Raw genomic sequence first — 16,682 nt, forward strand, 5'->3', positions numbered from 1 at the left:
GCCGCAGCAGCATCGGCATCCTGGGAAGAGTTTTGATCTCTAAGCCTTATCCAATCCTTGAAGGATTGCCAGGCTTCAAAATCAGGGATCGCGGTCACACTGACCGCGATCCTGCTGTCTCGAGGCAGCATTCGATCGATTGCGGCAAGACCATCGCCGGATAGTCGGCGGAATGACGCTTGCCAGGGCCTGCCTAGCTGACGCCGTTGAACACCACCATCTTGTCGTCGGCCATCTCTTCCATCGTCCATGGAATGCCGCCGACGCCATACCCAGACTGCCTCCGCCCGGCAAAAGGCATCCAGTCGGTTCGAAAAGCCGTGTGGTCGTTGACAAGCACCGCCGACGCATCCAGATGCCTTGCGGCCTTGAGAGCGACGGCTATGTCGGAGGAAAAGACGCTGGCCTGGAACGCATAAGGCAGCGAGTTGGCTATACGGATCGCTTCGTCAACGTCGCTATAGCCGTAAACACAGGTCAGTGGTCCGAAGACCTCCAAGCGCGATACCTTGGCGTCCGCCGGCGGATCGAGCAGGACAGAAGGCAGAAGCGTGGTCTCGGACAATCGCCCTCCCCCGAATTGCCTTGCTCCGGCATCGGTCGCTTCCTTGATCCAGCTTGCAACGCGATCCGTCTCGCGCGGCAGGATCAGCGGCCCGACCTCCGTCTCCTTCAGCGCGGGATCACCGACACGGAGGCTTGCGACCTTTGCGGCGAGCGCCTCCGTGAAACTTGTGAGAATGTCATTGTGCACGAAGAGGCGCTGCGCCGACACGCAGACCTGCCCCGCGTGATAATATCCGCCCTTGACGATCGTGCCGACGATGGCGTCGACCTTTGCGCTGCGGTCGACGATGACGGGAGCCGCTCCGCCGTGTTCCAGCGCGCATCGCGTTCCTGGCGGCAGCTTGCTCTTTAGATACCAGCCAACTTTCGCCGAGCCGATGAAGCTCAGGAAAGCGACACGCTGATCTGTGGCAAAGCTCTCGGCAAGCGCATTGTCCTCGGTGATAAAGGTCTGGCACCAGCGTTCGTCCAGTCCCGCCTCCCAAAACAGCTTGACGATCTCGATGCAGGAGATCGGCGTGGTCGCGGCCGGCTTGACGATGACCGGGCAGCCGACAGCCACGGCCGGCGCAATCTGGTGGATGATGAGATTGAGGGGGTGGTTGAACGCCGATATTGCCGCCACGACGCCGATCGGCTCCTTGGTGGTGAAGGCCCACCGGTTGGCGCTGGCCGCTGTCAGGCCCATCGGGATTTCCTTGCCGCCAAAATTGCGCAGTTCGTCCGCCGCATTGACGAGACCGTCGATCCCGCGCGTGACCTCGATGATGGCATCCGTCAGCGGCTTGCCGCCCTCGCGGGCGATCATGAGGGCAAAGCGATCGCGGTTCTCCGCAAGGAGCTCGGACACTCTTCTGAGGATCGCCATCCTGCGATACGCCGGCAACCAGCCGTCACGATCGGCATAAGCTTTCGCGGCGACGTCGAGCTTGTGCTCGAGAGAGGCGGCATCATCGGTCGGGATTTCCGCAATCAGCTCGCGATCGAATGCCTGATAGACCTTCAGGTTAGGCGTCATCTTGATCCTCCAGAATGGCGGGAAGCCGCTCGCGCAATTCCTTCACCAGCACACGTTCGTTTTCCGAATAGTCGACGGGGACGTTCACCAGATGAACACCACCGCCGGCAAAGGCATTTTCGAGCGCTTGCTTGAACTGGCTGATATCGTCGACCCTCGTTCCCATGGCACCATAGGATTGTGCATATTTCACGAAATCCGGGTTGCCGAACGTCATTCCGAAGTCCGGGAATTCATCCACCGCCTGTTTCCAGCGAATCATGCCATAGGCATCGTCCTCGATCACAAGAATGACGAGGTTGAGCTTCAGCCGTACGGCCGTCTCGATCTCCTGGGAATTCATCATGAAGCCGCCATCCCCGCAGACCGCCATGACACGCCGTTCCGGATAGAGCATCGAGGCGACCATGGCCGATGGGAGGCCGGCGCCCATCGTTGCAAGGGCGTTGTCGAGCAGCAGGGTGTTCGCCATGCGCGTCCGATAGTTCCGTGCAAACCAGATCTTGTACATGCCGTTGTCCAGCGCCAGGATGCCGTCATGCGGCATGATCTCACGGATGTCATGGACCAGCCGCTGGGGCGTGAAGCGATCTTCCGTGGCTCGATCCGCGATGCGCTCGAGGATGCGTTCTCGCAGATGCAAAAGGGCCTGCGCATTCGGCAGCTTGCCTTCGAGCCGATCCGCCAGCGCCTTCAACGATGGGCCGATGTCGCCGATGACTTCCGATTGCGGGAAATAGACCTGCTCGACGGTCGCCGGCTGATATCCGACATGGACCACATTTGGACCGCCCTTGCCCATGATGAAGGGCGGCTTCTCGATCGTGTCATGACCGATGGTGATGATAAGATCGGCCTGCTCGATCGCCTCATGGACATAGTCTCGCTCCGATAATGCGGCAGTGCCCATGTAGAGCTCGGTTCCGCCTGGGACCGTTCCCTTGCCCATCTGGGTCGTGAAGAACGGTATACCGGTGCGGATGACGAATTGTGCGATGTCCGATGTCGAACGGGGGCGCGAGGCTGCGGCGCCTAGCATCAGCAACGGGCGTTTCGCCGCGATGATGAGCGCAGCTGCGCGATCGAGCGCCGCGTCACTGGCGATCGGCAGCTCCAGCTGATGCGGGGCGATCAAGGCGACCGGTTCGCATTCCTCGGCGGCGATGTCCTCCGGAAGCTCGAGATGGACCGGCCCCGGCCGTTCCTCCTGTGCGATCCGGAATGCCTCTCTGACCATCGTCGGGATCATCTGCGGCGAGACGATCTGCCTGGCAAGCTTGGTGAGCGGCTTCATCGACGCCACCACGTCGACCACCTGGAAGCGGGCCTGCCGGGACGAAAGTATGCCTTTCTGGCCGGTGATCATCACCATCGGCATGGCGCCGAGCAGCGCATATGCCGCGCCCGTCGAAAGGTTCAAGGCACCCGGTCCGAGCGTCGTCAGGCAGACGCCCGGCTTGCCCGTCAGGCGGCCGTAGGTTGCGGCCATGAACGCAGCCGCCTGCTCATGCCTGGTCAGCACCAGCTGGATCGACGATTTGCGGATAGACTCGACGACGTCGAGATTTTCTTCGCCTGGAATCCCGAAGATACGGTCGACACCCTCGTTTTCGAGTGCGGCCACCAGGAGATCGGAGCCTTTGGTCATGGATGGAGCTCGTGCTTGTTGGCAGATTGATTGACGCTTCCGCAACTGGAAGGACGGGCTTCAAGAATAGATCCTTTTGCCGTCCAGTCCATCACAGTTTGCATCAGATTCCAGTGACCGCGAATAGCCTGTGCCGTGCATCCCGAGCGCAGCGAATGCCTGGCGACGGCATGCCCAATCGAACGATGAATACCTTGGGGGATAGTCATGGGGAAGCATCCTGCAACCGATAAACCCCTCTCGCTATAACTCATAAATGCCGCCAATGTTGAGTCATAGAGGGCATGGCTATCGCTCATGCGCTGAGACCAGATCCAGCCTGCTGGCCGCTACCAATGATCTTCCAGCGATCCCGCCCCCTCGTCTTTCGCGAAGGCATTTGAGGATTAAACAGCGGTCCAGGCTCCGAGAATTGCATTTTTTATTGCAGCCTCTTTAGGACGACTGCAGCAGATGTGCTTGATCTGACAGCAGATGCCCGCTAGGTTGCCGCCGCGATCAACTGCAAAGACATGGGGATTTCATGCCGACTGGCACGGTTAAGTTTTTCAACACCGATAAGGGCTTTGGCTTCATTACACCGGAAAGCGGGGGGCCTGACGTTTTCGTTCACGTCTCCGCCCTGCAATACGGCAACGTGCTCAGAGAGGGACAATCCGTCTCCTACGATCTGGGCCAGGACCGGAAGACCGGCAAGTCAAAGGCGGAAAACGTCAGACCGCTTTAATCATTATGGAGACGTCACTACCCGAGATCTCGGGTAGTGAACTCGGGCGCCATGGGAATTCATGTGAGCGCCCTGCCTCGCAAAGGGCAAGGGCGGTAGCCTTTTGCCCGCTTCTGCCGCGTGAGCGCGAGAAACAGCCTGACGGCGTCCCTCTCGTCCTCGAAATGATGCGCCATCGTCTGTCCGCTGAAGCCTATGCGGCCCCATCGTCGGGTAAGACACGCGTCGCCGAACAATGTCGTCGATATCTCCAGCGCATAGTAACGGGCCATGTTCTTCGCGGCATTGGTGCGTTCGACATAGAGCTGATAAGGTTGAGTAAGCATGCCGGAAGAATCGTCGATCGCGTGACTGCGGTCCAACGAGTGTTTTGAATCGGTCGGCCAGCTTCGATTCATTTCCGTTATGTATTCGGCGATTTGCCGAACCATCTTCAGCCGACGGGGCGAGCGCCATCTCCGGTCCAGCAATACCTCAAGGCTTACGTCCCGCCTCGGCAGCGGGTCACCACGGAACCGTTCGACCCATATAGTCCAGATATTCGAGACCCTGTTTGCCGCGCTGATTGAGAAGCACGTTCACCAGGTTTGGAACGCTTTCCTCGATCGTCAGCCGCCCGTCGGGGCCGCCCAGATCGGTCTTGACCCAGCCAGGCGCCATGAGCACCAATGTTCGCTCATCGCCTGAGTGCCGTGCGGCATAGCTGCGCATAAACGTGTTCAAGGCCGCCTTGCTGCCGCGATAGACCTCCCGCATGCCCGTCGTATTGTTGCTGACGCTTCCCTGTCCTGACGACATGATGCCGATCAGTCCCGTGGACGAGACCAGATCCTGCAAGCCTTCCACTGTCCGCATCGGGCTCAAAGCGTTCGTCACCATGACGCGGACGAATTCCTCGGTCGTCACCTCCCCGATCGTCTCGGTCGGAACATTCGTCGTCCCGGCATTGACGAACAGCATATCGAAGACGCGACCGTCGAGACGCTCGCGCAGCGAGGCAAGCTGCGCCGGCTCGTTGATATCGAGCGTCTCCAGGGTGACTCGGCCGTCGGAACGGTCGGCCAGATCATGCAGTTTGGTCCTCGATGCCGACGCGCGCACCGTGCCGACAACGGACCAGCCCTTCTTGAAGAATTCTTCGGCCATGGCGTGGCCAAGCCCGCGCGATGCACCAATGATCAAGATGCTGCCGACGGACGATGATGATGACGGCATGGGGCACGCCTCCTTTGTTTGCTGTGAGCCCAATATGAAAGCTCGGCCTGGATTTCTCCAGGCGCACAGGATGCAAAGAATAGTTGCGCCAGACGCTAGGCATGTCGATCGATCTGGTCTACCCAATTGTCATGGAAGACATAGACCTCAATCTTCTCGTCGCCCTTGATGTCCTGCTTGCCGAGGGGAGCGTGACGGAAGCGGCGAAGCGTCTTGGCTTGAGCCCTTCCGCCATGAGCCGCACGCTGTCGCGGCTGCGCGCCGTGACGGGTGATCCATTGCTCGTCAGGGCAGGCAGATCCCTCGTGCCGACGCGACTTGCCGAAACACTCAGGGATCGCGTTCACGCCGTCACGCAGGATGCGCGGGCCATTCTTCGGCCTGCGGCCGGCGAGCTCGATGTTACCACATTGGACGCCACGTTTTCGATTCGCGTGAGCGAAGCCTTTCTCGAGCTTCTGTCGGCGCCCCTCGTCGCGGCCATCACGCAAGCGGCGCCCCGCGTTCACATCCGCTTCGTGCTCAAGCGGGACAAGGAACCGCATATGCTGCGGGAAGGACTGATCGATCTGGAAATCGGCGTCTTAGGCGTGCCTGCGCCAGAGCTGCGCACGCGACTTCTGCTTCGCGATCGGCTGATTGGAGTGGCACGAGAAGGCCATCCTCTGCTGACGGGCGGGGCGATAACGGCAAAGCGCTATGCAGCCTGCGGCCACATCGCTGCTTCCAGAAGAGGAGAATTTGCCGAAGTGGTCGACGAGGCTCTGGAAAGAAAAGGTCTGAAGCGGGAAATCCGCGTTGTGGTGCCTGGGTTTCCGGATGCAATGAGAATTGCAGCTTCGACGGATTTCATCGCGGCCGTCCCCCTCTCCTGCCTCGGCAAGAGCAAGCTGAACGAACCGGTGGCCGAGCTTGGTATCCGAAGCTTCGAATTGCCGTTCGAAACGCCGGAAATACTCATTGCCACCATATGGCATCCGCGCGTCGACGCCGACCCTGCCCATAGATGGCTGCGCAATATCATCACGCGCGTCTGCCGCGCGGCCTATCCATGAATTGATCCAGCAGACGGTTGAACTGCAAAATGAGGAGCATTCGCCCGCGTCGCGCTCGGCTGCGGAAAGTATCTTGAAAATGGAGTGTCGGAATCTCGTTCAGCCAATCGTCTTTAAGGCAGACGAGCCATGGAGAGCAGCAATGACGATAACGATCACCGCCTTTGAAAAATCGCCGGACCGCGGCAGGGGTCTGGCGCGCGACATGCGCGTTCGCTGGGCGCTCGAAGAAGTCGGCAAGCCTTATGAAGTGCGTCTCCTCTCCTTCAAGGCGATGAAGGAGCCCGCGCATCTCGCCCTTCATCCCTTCGGGCAGATCCCAACCTACGAAGAGGACGGCCTCGCCCTATTCGAATCGGGGTCGATCATATTTCATATCGCAGAGCGCTATTCCGGCCTCCTGCCCGACGATGCCAAGGCGCGGGCGCGGGCGATCACATGGATGTTTGCTGCTCTCTCCACGGTGGAGCCGCCGATCATCGACCGCGCAAACGCAAGATTCCAGGAACGCGATCAGACCTGGTATGAGCAGCGCCTGTCCATGGCCGACGAACGCATCCGCCAGCGGCTCAACGAACTTTCCGAATACCTGGGCAGCGCCGACTGGCTCGAGGACGCGTTCAGTGCCGGCGATCTTCTGATGATATCGGTTCTGCTCAGACTGAAAGACTCGGGCATATTGCAGGAATATCAGAACCTTTCCGCCTATGTCGCCCGCGGCGAAGCCCGGCCGGCATACAGACGGGCTTTCGATGCTCAGCTTGCGGTCTTCACTGCCGCATCGGGCGGCTGACAAGGTTCCATCCACTGCCTGCCGCGAGGAAATATAGTCGCGATCACAAGCCTCGAGGCAATCAATCCTTCTCGATGCGCAAGCCTTCAAGGAAGGTCCGAAATGCGCCAACTACCCGTTTCGAGGTCGTCTCGGGATCGTCCGAATTGGCTATCCATTGTGCAGCACAGCTGCTTGCCGCATTGATGAGGCGAGCGCCGGCTTCCGGGTCGATATCAACGATGATGCCCTCTTCTCGCAGGCAAAGAAGGCTCTCCCTGATCGTGGCGATGCAACCATTGGCGCTCGGCCATGCCGAGGGATCGCCAAGTACGGCGGCGCCGTCACGAAACATGATGCGCTGGATTTCGGGCTCCAGCGCCATCTCGACGTAGCCGACATTCTCGTCAACGAATGCCTGCCAACGCGAGGGCGCTTTCGACGAGATCTGACAGAGCCTTGCGGTCATTTCCGCATCGATCTCGTTGACGACGGCCTGCAACAATCCCTTCTTGTCGCCAAAATGATGGTAGAGTGCTCCCCGCGTCAGCCCAGCGGCCGCAGTAAAGTCATCCATCGATGCCTCGGCATAGCCGACGCTACCAAATGCCTTACGGCCAGCGGCGAGCAGCTTGGCTCGCGTCTCCGCAATCATTTCACTGCGAGGTTTGCGCATTGCGTCTCCGTCGATCGGTCACATTAATTCCCATACGCTACGTATATTAGTTGACATACGCGGCGTATGCAATTATTTCATTCACATACGCCGCGTATGTCTGCGGCCATTTCGTTCGATACAGGGAATGTTCCAATGTCCAATCCGTATAGAGAGATTTTTCGCGCACCGGGCGCCAAGGGTTTTTCGGCCGCAGCTTTCTTTGCCCGCCTTCCGCTTGCCATGGCTCCTATCGGCATCGTCGCCATGCTGTCGCAGACGCGTGGCGAATATTGGCTCGCCGGCGCCGTTTCGGCGACCTTCGCCCTGACCAACGCTTTTGTCTCGCCGCAGATATCGCGCTTCGTCGACCGGTTCGGCCAGCGTGCGGTCGTCGCGCCGGCCACCATCGTCTCGGTCGTCGCCTTCATCATTCTCATCATTGCGGCAAGCCAGGGCTGGCCGGCCTGGACGCTGTTCGCCTCGTCCTTCTTCGCGGCGGTCATGCCGAGCATACCGGCCATGGTGCGCGCTCGCTGGACGGAGATCTTCCGAGGCCGGCCCGAATTGAATACGGCCTTCGCATTCGAGTCCGCAGCCGATGAGCTTGTCTATATCCTGGGCGCGTCCCTTTCCGTCGGGCTTGCGGTCTCGCTGTTCCCGGAAGCCGGTATGGTCGCCAGCACCATCTTCCTTGCGCTCGGATCGGCGGCCTTCCTGATGCAGCGATCGACGGAACCCAAGGTGCGCGCGACCAGCTCCGAAGGCCCGCAACATTCGGCGATCTGGCAGCGGCCGGTCCAGATCATCACGCTCGCGCTGATCTTCGTCGGCGCCACCTTCGCCACAGCGGAAGTCAGTGCCGTTGCCATCACCAAGCAACTCGGCCAACCGGGCGCCGCAAGCATCGTCATTGGCGTCTATGCACTCGGCTCCTTCGTCGTCGGTCTCATCATTGGAGCGCTGAACCTCAAGATGCCGCTACAGCGCCAGCTGCTGGTCGCCGTCAGCGTCCTTGCGCTCACCTCCCTGCCGCTTCTTGCTGCCGGCACCTCGGTCGCCCTGCTCGCCTTCGCCGTCTTCCTCAGCGGCATCGCCATTTCCCCGACCTTCATCACGGCCTTCGGCTTGATCGAACGCCGCGTGCCAGAGGCCATGCTGACGGAAGGCGTGACCTGGGTCATGACCGGCATCGGTATCGGCATGGCACTTGGCGCCTTTGTCTCCGGCTGGGTAGTGGACAGCTTCGGACCTGCAAACGGCTTCTGGGTTTCGGTCGCCGCGAGCATCACAACCGTCGCGGTCGTGGCGTTCGGCCAGGCAAGCCTTTCCGGCACACGAGCGTCCAACCCGGCCGCCGTTACGCAACTGGCGGAATGAGCGGACCGCCAAGTTCGAACAAGAGCCACGCGGCGGCGTATTGGTCAGTGACGAATTTGCCTTCGCAACAACATTGCCTATGCACGCCGAAAGACCCGTTGCTTGGCGGCGACCCAATCGAGAAAAGTCAGCACTCCCCCCAAAGCCAGCAGGGTCGATGCCAGGAACCCCATATTCAGCAGGACAGCTTCAAGGCCGATATCGCGGACATCGAGGAACGGATAAGGGTAGAAGTGCGAGATATATCCATGCGCAAGCGTATAAACAGAATAGGCCGCGGGAAAAGCCAGCCACCAGAGCGCATCGCGCCAGGAAAGCTTGCCGCGCTCACTTAGAAAAATCCAATCCGCGGCGTATAGCAGCGGAACGCAATAATGGAGTATCTGGTCTCCCAGCAGCTGCCAACCGCGAGGGTGCCAAACATCCCTTAGCATCAAAACATAAACGATGCCGGCGATTCCCACGTAAAGAAGAAGGGCGCTTCGCACCGACGGCTTGTTCGCCCACTGGCCAATCGACGAGAGCGGCGCAATTTGAGCGCAAAGCAGTGTCACGGCGAGCAGAAGATTGGACTGTATGGTGAAATAGCTGAAGAAATTCATCGTCATCGTCAATCGCGAAACATGCGCGCCCGGTATGATGGCGACATATGAGACGGCGATACCCGACAAAGCGAGCAGGACAAGCAGATGGCGATAGATGCGGGTCAGGCCTGTCATGAAGTTCCTGCTATCGATTTTGAAACGATACCAATTTTGTACTCGATGTCATGCTCACTTACTTGATTGCCTGTGCTGTGCCATGTCGCGTAGCACCTAATCCCCAGTTTCCGGCAGACTAAGCGTCATACCGCTTGAAAGCGAGGACTGCATTCAATCCGCCAAAGGCAAAGGAGTTGCTCAATGCCACGCGGATTGGCTGAGAGCGAGCCGTATTGGGCACAACATCTAGATCGCATTCCGGATCGCCCACGGTGAAATTGGCGGTCGGCGGTATTGTCTCGGTCCTTAAGGCAAGCGCCGTGGCGATAGCCTCCAGCGCTCCGGCGGCACCAAGCGTGTGGCCGTGGACCGCCTTGGTCGAGCTGACCGCGATCTGATCCGCGCGGCCATCAAAAACCGTGCGGATGGCGCGGCATTCCATCGCATCGTTCGTCGGCGTACCGGTGCCATGTGCATTGATGTAATCGACGGACGCAAGCTCAAGCGCTGCATCCTTCAGAGCCGACTGCATCGCCCTGACCGGTCCATCCAGCTGCGGTTGAGTGAGATGATGTGCATCGGCGGACATGCCGAAGCCAACGATTTCCGCATAGATCTTCGCGCCACGTGCAATGGCGGCTTCAAGAGGTTCGAGCACCAGTATCGCGCCGGCCTCGCCTAGATTCAGGCCTTGCCTGTCCTTGGAAAAGGGCCGGCAAGGCTCGGGATCGACAACCTGCAGCGCATCCCATGCCTTCAGATAGCCGAAGCTGAAAGGCGCTTCGCTCCCTCCGGCGATGGCCAGATCAAGCGTGCCCTGGCGCACCATCCAGAAAGCCTGGCCGATCGCGTGCGCCGAGGAGGCGCATGCCGTCGAAAGCGTGAAAGACGGGCCGGTCAGGCCGAACTCCATCGAAATCGCAACCGTCGCCGCGCAAGGCATCACTTTTGGAATGGTAACCGGATTGACCGGCCGCGCCGTGCTGCCATAGAGCCTCAGAAAGGCTTCATCCTGGGTTGCCTGCCCGCCGATCGTCGAGCCGGTAATGACGCCCGTATTGCGCTTGAGCGTCTCGGTCCACTCGATCCCCGCATCCCCTATCGCCTCGTGAGCGGCCGACAAGGCCAATTGCGCGAAGCGATCGAGATAGCCGAGCTTCTTGCGATTGATCTGCTGGTCCGGTTGAAAATCACGCGCGACAGCGCCATGCCGGATATTGAGACGGCTTTCGTCGAACCCTTCCAGCGGACCGAAACAATGCCGTCCAGTTTTGACGGCCTCCCAGAATGGCTCAACTCCATTGCCCGTTCCGGCAACGACGCCCATTCCGGTAATCGCTACTCTGCGCATGCTATTCTCCTCAGCGTCTCGACATCGACATTTCAGCCCAGCTTAATCTTGCGATGGAATAACCGGCTTCCCGCAACCAGTTTTGTGGAGAGATAAATGACTGAGCCACACCCTCCTATCGCCGACAAGCTGCGCGACCTAATCGCGGATTTTCTCGGCGTTCCGCCTGCTGAATTGACGCCGGAGCGGAAGCTGGAAGAATTCAACGTCGACTCGTTCGATTTCATCGAAATTCTGTATCTCATTGAAGATAAGACAGGCCTTGAAATCCCCGCCAGCCCCACCGAACTCCGCGGCAAGATCGACTGTATTGGAGACATCTATCGTCTCGCAGAAGAATACGCGATTGCGGCAAATCAAAAGCAAGCATCGAACGGCTGAAGAAATCCTTCGGCTCTGACGCGACGCTGATCGATGCATGCCGTCATCGAGCGGCGAGCTGTCGGCCCGCCGCCCTTCCTGCCGAATGACGTGATGTTTTTCGAGCTGGCCTTCTCTATGAGGCCAGACACGGCGGCCCTGTCTCAGCCGAGCCCGGGGATCGGAATCCCGAAGGTCTGGAGAAGCAGGACCACATTGAGGCACAGGATGACGATCGTGCCGACGATCGCGGCGATATCGATCAGCCGGCCGTTTGCGAAGTCCCCCATGATGGCGCGGCTGCGCGTGAACATGACCAGCGCGATCATTGGAACCGGCAGCGCGAAGGACAAGATGACCTGGCTGTAAAGCAGGGCGTCGGTCGTATTGACCCCGAAGAGGACGACCACGAAGGCCGGCAGCATCGTCACGAGACGACGCACCCAGATCGGGATGCGGAAGCCGACGAAGCCCTGCATGATCATCTGGCCGGCCATCGTGCCAACGGCCGACGACGAAATGCCGGACGCCATCAGCGACACGAGGAAGACGGCGGCTGCGGCACCACCCAGAAGCGGCGTCAGCATGTGATAGGCGGTCTCGATCTCGGCAACCTCCGGATGGCCGGCATGAAAGGCAGCGGACGCCATGACCACCATGGCGATATTGACGGCACCGGCCACAGCCAGCGCGATGATGCATTCCCAATTCGAAAAGCGGACCAGCTTGCGCCGCTCGAAATCGTTGCGCGCCGGCGCGCGATGCTGCGTGAGACCGGAATGCAGATAGACGGCATGCGGCATGACCGTCGCGCCGATGATGCCGACGGAGATCGTCAGCGCGGTCATGTCAGGCATGGATGGGGTTATCAGCCCCATGCCGACCTGCCCCCAGGCGACCGGCGCGATGAACATCTCGATCACGTAGCAGAGGCCGATGACGGCCACCAGCGCGCCAATGATGAGCTCCATCGGCCGGAAACCACGGCCCTCGAACAGGAGGACGCCATAGGTGACGATGGCGGTCACCGTCATCCCCGCCAGAAGAGGCATCTGGAAAAGCAGCGATAGCCCGATGGCGCCGCCAAGGAACTCGGCCAGATCGGTCGCCATGGCCGCGACCTCGCTGACGATCCACATCGCGATGCGAACCGGCATCGAAAACTGATCATGGCATATCTCGGCGAGATTGCGGCCGGTGACGATGCCAAGCTTGGCGGACAGCGCCTGGAACAGCATGGCGATCAAATTCGCCATCAGCACCACCCATAGCAACGAATAACCATAGCTGGAGCCGGCCTGGATGTTCGTCGCGAAGTTGCCGGGATCCATGTAGGCGATGGAGGTGATCAAGGCGGGGCCGGCAAAGAGCAACATCGCACGGACACCTCGCCGCCGTCCGGCAAGCACCTCTCGGATCTGCTCATCGGTCCGCTCCGACAATGTCGGCTGCCTCACTATTTCCGTCATCGCATTTCTCCAGCCTGGGGGTCTGTCGCTGATTTCTACTTGCAACTCATTCTTAATTGCACGATATGGGAAATCGGGCGGCCGTCAACCATTTTTGCAAATCACTATCATTTGCAAAAAGAACAAAGCCGCCCCTAGATGCAATTAAGTCTCAATATTGATAAGGAGGTAGGCATGTTCGACAAGGTGAGACGGTCCGTCCTGGCCGGAATCGCGGGCACAGCATTTGCCGTCGCACTGGCAGCGGCCCCGGTCGCGGCTCAAGAAAAATTCAAGGCGGTCACGACCTTCACGATCATCGCCGACATGGCAAGGAATGTTGCGGGCGATGCCGCGATTGTCGAATCCATCACCAAACCGGGTGCGGAGATCCACGAATACCAGCCGACGCCGGGCGATATTCAGCGGGCGCAGGGGGCAAGGCTCATTTTCTCGAATGGCCTCAATCTGGAGCTATGGTTCCAGAAGTTCTACCGGAACCTCAAGGATGTCCCGGACGTCGTCGTCTCGACCGGCATAGAGCCGATGGGCATTACGGAAGGCCCCTATGAGGGCAAGCCCAATCCGCATGCCTGGATGTCGCCCGAAAACGCAATTGTCTATGTCGACAATATCCGCGATGCCTTCGTCAAGTACGACCCGGAGAACGCAAACACCTACAAGGCCAATGCCGAAGCCTATAAGGAAAAGATCAAGGCAACGGTCGCTCCGATCCGCGAAACGCTCGACAAGATCCCGCAGGACAAGCGCTGGCTGGTCTCGAGCGAAGGCGCATTTTCCTATCTCGCCCGCGATTTCGGCCTGAAGGAGCTCTATCTCTGGCCGATCAATGCCGACCAGCAGGGTACGCCGCAGCAGGTGCGCAAGGTCGTCGATACCGTCAGAAAAAACCGGATTCCTACCGTCTTCAGCGAAAGCACGGTTTCGGACAAGCCGGCCCGCCAGGTCGCCCGCGAAACAGGCGCTCATTATGGCGGCGTGCTTTACGTCGATTCGCTGAGCGAAACCGACGGGCCGGTGCCGACCTATCTCGACCTTCTGCGGGTGACTTCCGGGACACTCGCCAGGGGACTGACTGAGGGGCTGCCGCAATGAGCCACTCCTTCAGTCGCCTTGACACGCCCGCATCCGAAGATGCGGGTTCGGGCATTGCGGTCAGGAATGCCGCCGTCACCTATCGCAACGGCCACACAGCGCTCAGGAACGCCAGCTTTTGCATTCCGAAGGGAACGATCGCTGCGCTGGTCGGGGTGAACGGCTCGGGCAAATCCACCCTGTTCAAGGCCATCATGGGCTTTGTCCGGCTCGCAAAAGGCGAAATCCGCGTGCTCGGCATGCCGATCAAGGACGCCCTGCGCAGAAACTTTGTCGCTTATGTGCCGCAGGCCGAGGAGGTCGACTGGAATTTTCCGGTTCTGGTCGAGGATGTCGTGATGATGGGGCGCTATGGCCATATGGGCATGATGCGCATCGCGAAAGCGGCCGATCACGAGGCCGTCGCCGCCGCGCTTGCCCGCGTCAACATGGGCGAATTTCGCAAGCGCCAGATCGGCGAGCTCTCCGGCGGGCAGAAGAAGCGGGTCTTCCTCGCGCGAGCGCTGGCGCAGGACAGCCGGGTGATCCTTCTGGATGAACCGTTCACCGGCGTCGACGTCAAGACCGAGGAGCAGATCATCAAGCTTCTCCGCGAGTTGCGAGATGAGGGCCGCGTGATGCTGGTATCGACCCACAATCTCGGCTCCGTGCCGGAGTTCTGCGACCGGACCATTCTCATCAAGGGCACGGTTCTCGCCCATGGGCCGACCGCCGACACGTTCACGCAGGAGAATCTGGAGAAAGCCTTCGGAGGCGTGCTGCGTCATTTCGTGCTGAATCGGCCACCCGATGGCGGGAAGGCTGCGGTCCGCGTGCTCGGCGACGACGAGCGCCCGCTGATCCTCGAGGGCGGAAAGACTGTCGATCGACGAGCGGAAGTCGATGGAGGAGATCGGGAATGACGGCCGGCATGCTCGAACCCTTTGCCTACGAGTACATGTTGAACGCCATGTGGGTCTCCGCTCTTGTCGGCGGCGTCTGCGCATTTCTGTCCTGCTATCTCATGCTCAAGGGCTGGTCGCTTATCGGCGACGCACTTTCGCACGCAATCGTACCGGGGGTCGCGGGGGCTTACATGCTCGGGCTCCCCTTCTCTCTCGGCGCCTTCTTCTCGGGCGGCTTAGCAGCCGGCGCGATGCTCTTTCTCAACCAGCGAACCAGGCTGCGGGAGGATGCGATCATCGGCCTGACCTTCTCTTCCTTCTTCGCGCTTGGCCTGTTCATGGTGTCTCTGAAGCCAATGGCGGTGAACATACAGACGATCGTTCTCGGCAATGTGCTCGCCATTACGCCGGGAGACACATTGCAGCTTGCGATCATCGGCTTCGTCTCGCTCGCCATCCTGCTGGTCAAGTGGAGAGACCTGATGGTGACCTTCTTTGACGAGAGCCATGCGCGCTCCATCGGGCTCAATCCGACCGCACTGAAGCTGATGTTCTTCACGCTGCTCTCGGCCTCGACGGTCGCAGCCCTTCAGACGGTCGGTGCCTTCCTCGTGATCTGCATGGTGGTAACGCCGGGCGCGACGGCCTATCTGCTGACCGATCGCTTCCCGAAGCTATTGGTGATCGCCGTCGTCATTGGTTCGCTGACAAGCTTCGTCGGCGCCTATGCTAGCTACTTCCTCGATGGCGCGACCGGCGGCATCATCGTCGTCTTGCAAACGGCGATCTTCCTGATCGCATTCTTCTTCGCGCCCAAGCACGGAATGCTGGCCGCCCGCCGGCGGGCGATGCAGGCGCTGGAGGATGGACGATGAGCTTGATCGACACCATCCTTTCCCCCATGCAGTTCGACTTCATGGTCAATGCGCTGGCGATCTCAATGCTCGTTGCCGTGCCGATGGCGCTTCTTTCCTGCTTCCTGGTGCTGAAGGGCTGGTCGCTGATGGGCGACGCGATCAGTCATGCCGTCTTTCCCGGCGTGGTCGTCGCCTATATAGCCGGCTTTCCTCTTGCCGTCGGCGCATTCGCTGCCGGCATGTTCTGCGCCATCGCGACCGGCTTTTTGAAGGACAACAGCCGCATCAAGCAGGATACGGTGATGGGCGTCGTCTTCTCCGGCATGTTCGGCCTCGGTCTCGTCCTCTATGTCAAAATCCGCTCCGAGGTGCATCTCGATCACATCCTGTTTGGCGACATGCTCGGCGTTTCCTGGCACGATATCGGAATGGCAGCCGTCATCGCGGCGGTCACGGCTGCAATCATCGGCATCAAGTGGAAGGATTTCCTCCTGCACGCGTTCGATCCGGCCCAGGCGCGCGCCATCGGCCTGCGGGTGAAGCTGCTGCATTACGGATTGCTGGGGCTGATCTCGCTGACCATTGTCGGCGCCTTGCAGGCGGTCGGCCTCATCCTTGCGGTTGCCATGCTGATCGCTCCGGGAGCCATCGCCTTTCTGCTTGCCCGCAGGTTCAGCACGATGCTCGTTCTGGCGATGGCGATCGCCGTGATCGGCTCCTTTGCCGGCGTCTACCTGTCCTTCTTCATGGACAGCGCGCCGGCGCCGACCATCGTGCTCCTGCTTGCCATGGCCTTTGTCTTTGCCTTCGCTCGCGCCACCCGCAAGGCGGCATCGACCGATGCAACCGACGTCAGCTAGATCCTCCGCAGGAAGGGAGCGGTACGATGCCGCCCCGAGAACGCTATGCGTTGTGGACCGGCGGGTCC

Annotated in this window: 18 protein-coding genes; 9 read left to right on the forward strand and 9 right to left on the reverse strand. The window is 60.0% G+C overall.

Annotation, left to right across the window (positions count from 1 at the left end):
• Window positions 1–193: 193 nt before the first annotated feature.
• Genes AC13Q5_RS28425 through AC13Q5_RS28435 form a run of 3 tightly spaced genes read right to left on the reverse strand, consistent with a single transcriptional unit; the run spans window position 194 to window position 3,442 of the window.
• Window positions 194–1,585 carry an aldehyde dehydrogenase family protein gene (locus AC13Q5_RS28425; protein ID WP_075854942.1) on the reverse strand — a complete coding sequence of 464 codons (1,392 nt, stop codon included), beginning with the start codon at window positions 1,583–1,585 and terminating at the stop codon, window positions 194–196.
• Entirely contained in the window at window positions 1,575–3,233 is a 1,659-nt protein-coding gene (locus AC13Q5_RS28430; protein WP_488503947.1) for an acetolactate synthase large subunit, read from the reverse strand. Before AC13Q5_RS28430 ends, AC13Q5_RS28425 begins: the two co-directional genes overlap by 11 nt.
• A complete protein-coding gene (locus tag AC13Q5_RS28435) occupies window positions 3,230–3,442 on the reverse strand; it encodes a hypothetical protein (RefSeq protein ID WP_488503948.1) in 213 nt (70 codons plus the stop codon). The genes AC13Q5_RS28430 and AC13Q5_RS28435 overlap by 4 nt, the downstream gene beginning before the upstream one ends.
• A 314-nt stretch (window positions 3,443–3,756) precedes the next feature.
• Here AC13Q5_RS28435 and AC13Q5_RS28440 point away from each other — a divergent pair, with 314 nt between their 5' ends.
• Complete coding sequence (locus AC13Q5_RS28440) at window positions 3,757–3,960, forward strand: cold-shock protein (RefSeq protein ID WP_047631453.1); 204 nt, start codon at window positions 3,757–3,759, stop codon at window positions 3,958–3,960.
• A 59-nt stretch (window positions 3,961–4,019) separates the two neighbouring features.
• Here the strand turns inward: AC13Q5_RS28440 and AC13Q5_RS28445 are convergent, their stop codons facing one another.
• Window positions 4,020–4,286 (reverse strand): WGR domain-containing protein, encoded by a 267-nt coding sequence (locus tag AC13Q5_RS28445; protein WP_488503949.1) that lies wholly within the window; start codon window positions 4,284–4,286, stop codon window positions 4,020–4,022.
• A 178-nt stretch (window positions 4,287–4,464) separates the two neighbouring features.
• Complete coding sequence (locus tag AC13Q5_RS28450) at window positions 4,465–5,175, reverse strand: SDR family NAD(P)-dependent oxidoreductase (RefSeq protein ID WP_457882098.1); 711 nt, start codon at window positions 5,173–5,175, stop codon at window positions 4,465–4,467.
• A 131-nt stretch (window positions 5,176–5,306) separates the two neighbouring features.
• Here AC13Q5_RS28450 and AC13Q5_RS28455 point away from each other — a divergent pair, with 131 nt between their 5' ends.
• Window positions 5,307–6,230, forward strand: a complete 924-nt coding sequence (locus AC13Q5_RS28455; RefSeq protein ID WP_488504075.1) for a LysR family transcriptional regulator — start codon at window positions 5,307–5,309, stop codon at window positions 6,228–6,230.
• A 142-nt stretch (window positions 6,231–6,372) separates the two neighbouring features.
• The gene (locus AC13Q5_RS28460; RefSeq protein WP_488503950.1) at window positions 6,373–7,023 is read left to right on the forward strand and encodes a glutathione S-transferase family protein; all 651 of its coding nucleotides are present in this window, start codon (window positions 6,373–6,375) and stop codon (window positions 7,021–7,023) included.
• Between the two features lie 61 nt (window positions 7,024–7,084).
• On the opposite strand, the gene AC13Q5_RS28465 is transcribed toward AC13Q5_RS28460, so the two are convergent.
• Window positions 7,085–7,678 (reverse strand): TetR/AcrR family transcriptional regulator, encoded by a 594-nt coding sequence (locus tag AC13Q5_RS28465; RefSeq protein ID WP_075854946.1) that lies wholly within the window; start codon window positions 7,676–7,678, stop codon window positions 7,085–7,087.
• 135 nt (window positions 7,679–7,813) lie between these two features.
• On the opposite strand from AC13Q5_RS28465, the gene AC13Q5_RS28470 reads away from it, so the two are divergent.
• On the forward strand, window positions 7,814–9,037 hold the full coding sequence (locus tag AC13Q5_RS28470; protein ID WP_488503951.1) for an MFS transporter: 1,224 nt from the start codon (window positions 7,814–7,816) through the stop codon (window positions 9,035–9,037).
• A gap of 77 nt (window positions 9,038–9,114) precedes the next feature.
• On the opposite strand, the gene AC13Q5_RS28475 is transcribed toward AC13Q5_RS28470, so the two are convergent.
• Window positions 9,115–9,756 carry a Pr6Pr family membrane protein gene (locus AC13Q5_RS28475; protein ID WP_488503952.1) on the reverse strand — a complete coding sequence of 214 codons (642 nt, stop codon included), beginning with the start codon at window positions 9,754–9,756 and terminating at the stop codon, window positions 9,115–9,117.
• 118 nt (window positions 9,757–9,874) lie between these two features.
• The gene (locus AC13Q5_RS28480) at window positions 9,875–11,089 is read right to left on the reverse strand and encodes a beta-ketoacyl-[acyl-carrier-protein] synthase family protein (RefSeq protein WP_488503953.1); all 1,215 of its coding nucleotides are present in this window, start codon (window positions 11,087–11,089) and stop codon (window positions 9,875–9,877) included.
• A 96-nt stretch (window positions 11,090–11,185) separates the two neighbouring features.
• Between AC13Q5_RS28480 and AC13Q5_RS28485 the strand changes: the two genes are divergently transcribed.
• The gene (locus tag AC13Q5_RS28485; protein WP_075854950.1) at window positions 11,186–11,470 is read left to right on the forward strand and encodes an acyl carrier protein; all 285 of its coding nucleotides are present in this window, start codon (window positions 11,186–11,188) and stop codon (window positions 11,468–11,470) included.
• Between the two features lie 143 nt (window positions 11,471–11,613).
• Here the strand turns inward: AC13Q5_RS28485 and AC13Q5_RS28490 are convergent, their stop codons facing one another.
• Window positions 11,614–12,918 (reverse strand): Nramp family divalent metal transporter, encoded by a 1,305-nt coding sequence (locus tag AC13Q5_RS28490; protein ID WP_488503954.1) that lies wholly within the window; start codon window positions 12,916–12,918, stop codon window positions 11,614–11,616.
• Window positions 12,919–13,092: 174 nt separating this feature from the next.
• On the opposite strand from AC13Q5_RS28490, the gene AC13Q5_RS28495 reads away from it, so the two are divergent.
• From AC13Q5_RS28495 to AC13Q5_RS28510, 4 genes are read left to right on the forward strand one after another with little or no spacing between them, the layout of a single operon-like run.
• Complete coding sequence (locus AC13Q5_RS28495) at window positions 13,093–14,013, forward strand: metal ABC transporter substrate-binding protein (protein ID WP_488503955.1); 921 nt, start codon at window positions 13,093–13,095, stop codon at window positions 14,011–14,013.
• On the forward strand, window positions 14,010–14,915 hold the full coding sequence (locus tag AC13Q5_RS28500; protein WP_488503956.1) for a manganese/iron ABC transporter ATP-binding protein: 906 nt from the start codon (window positions 14,010–14,012) through the stop codon (window positions 14,913–14,915). Before AC13Q5_RS28495 ends, AC13Q5_RS28500 begins: the two co-directional genes overlap by 4 nt.
• Window positions 14,912–15,772 (forward strand): iron/manganese ABC transporter permease subunit SitC, encoded by an 861-nt coding sequence (gene sitC, locus AC13Q5_RS28505; RefSeq protein ID WP_488503957.1) that lies wholly within the window; start codon window positions 14,912–14,914, stop codon window positions 15,770–15,772. The genes AC13Q5_RS28500 and sitC overlap by 4 nt, the downstream gene beginning before the upstream one ends.
• Window positions 15,769–16,614 carry a metal ABC transporter permease gene (locus AC13Q5_RS28510; RefSeq protein ID WP_488503958.1) on the forward strand — a complete coding sequence of 282 codons (846 nt, stop codon included), beginning with the start codon at window positions 15,769–15,771 and terminating at the stop codon, window positions 16,612–16,614. The genes sitC and AC13Q5_RS28510 overlap by 4 nt, the downstream gene beginning before the upstream one ends.
• The last annotated feature ends 68 nt before the right edge of the window (window positions 16,615–16,682 follow it).

This window comes from Martinezella sp. CNPSo 3964 (assembly GCF_057784375.1).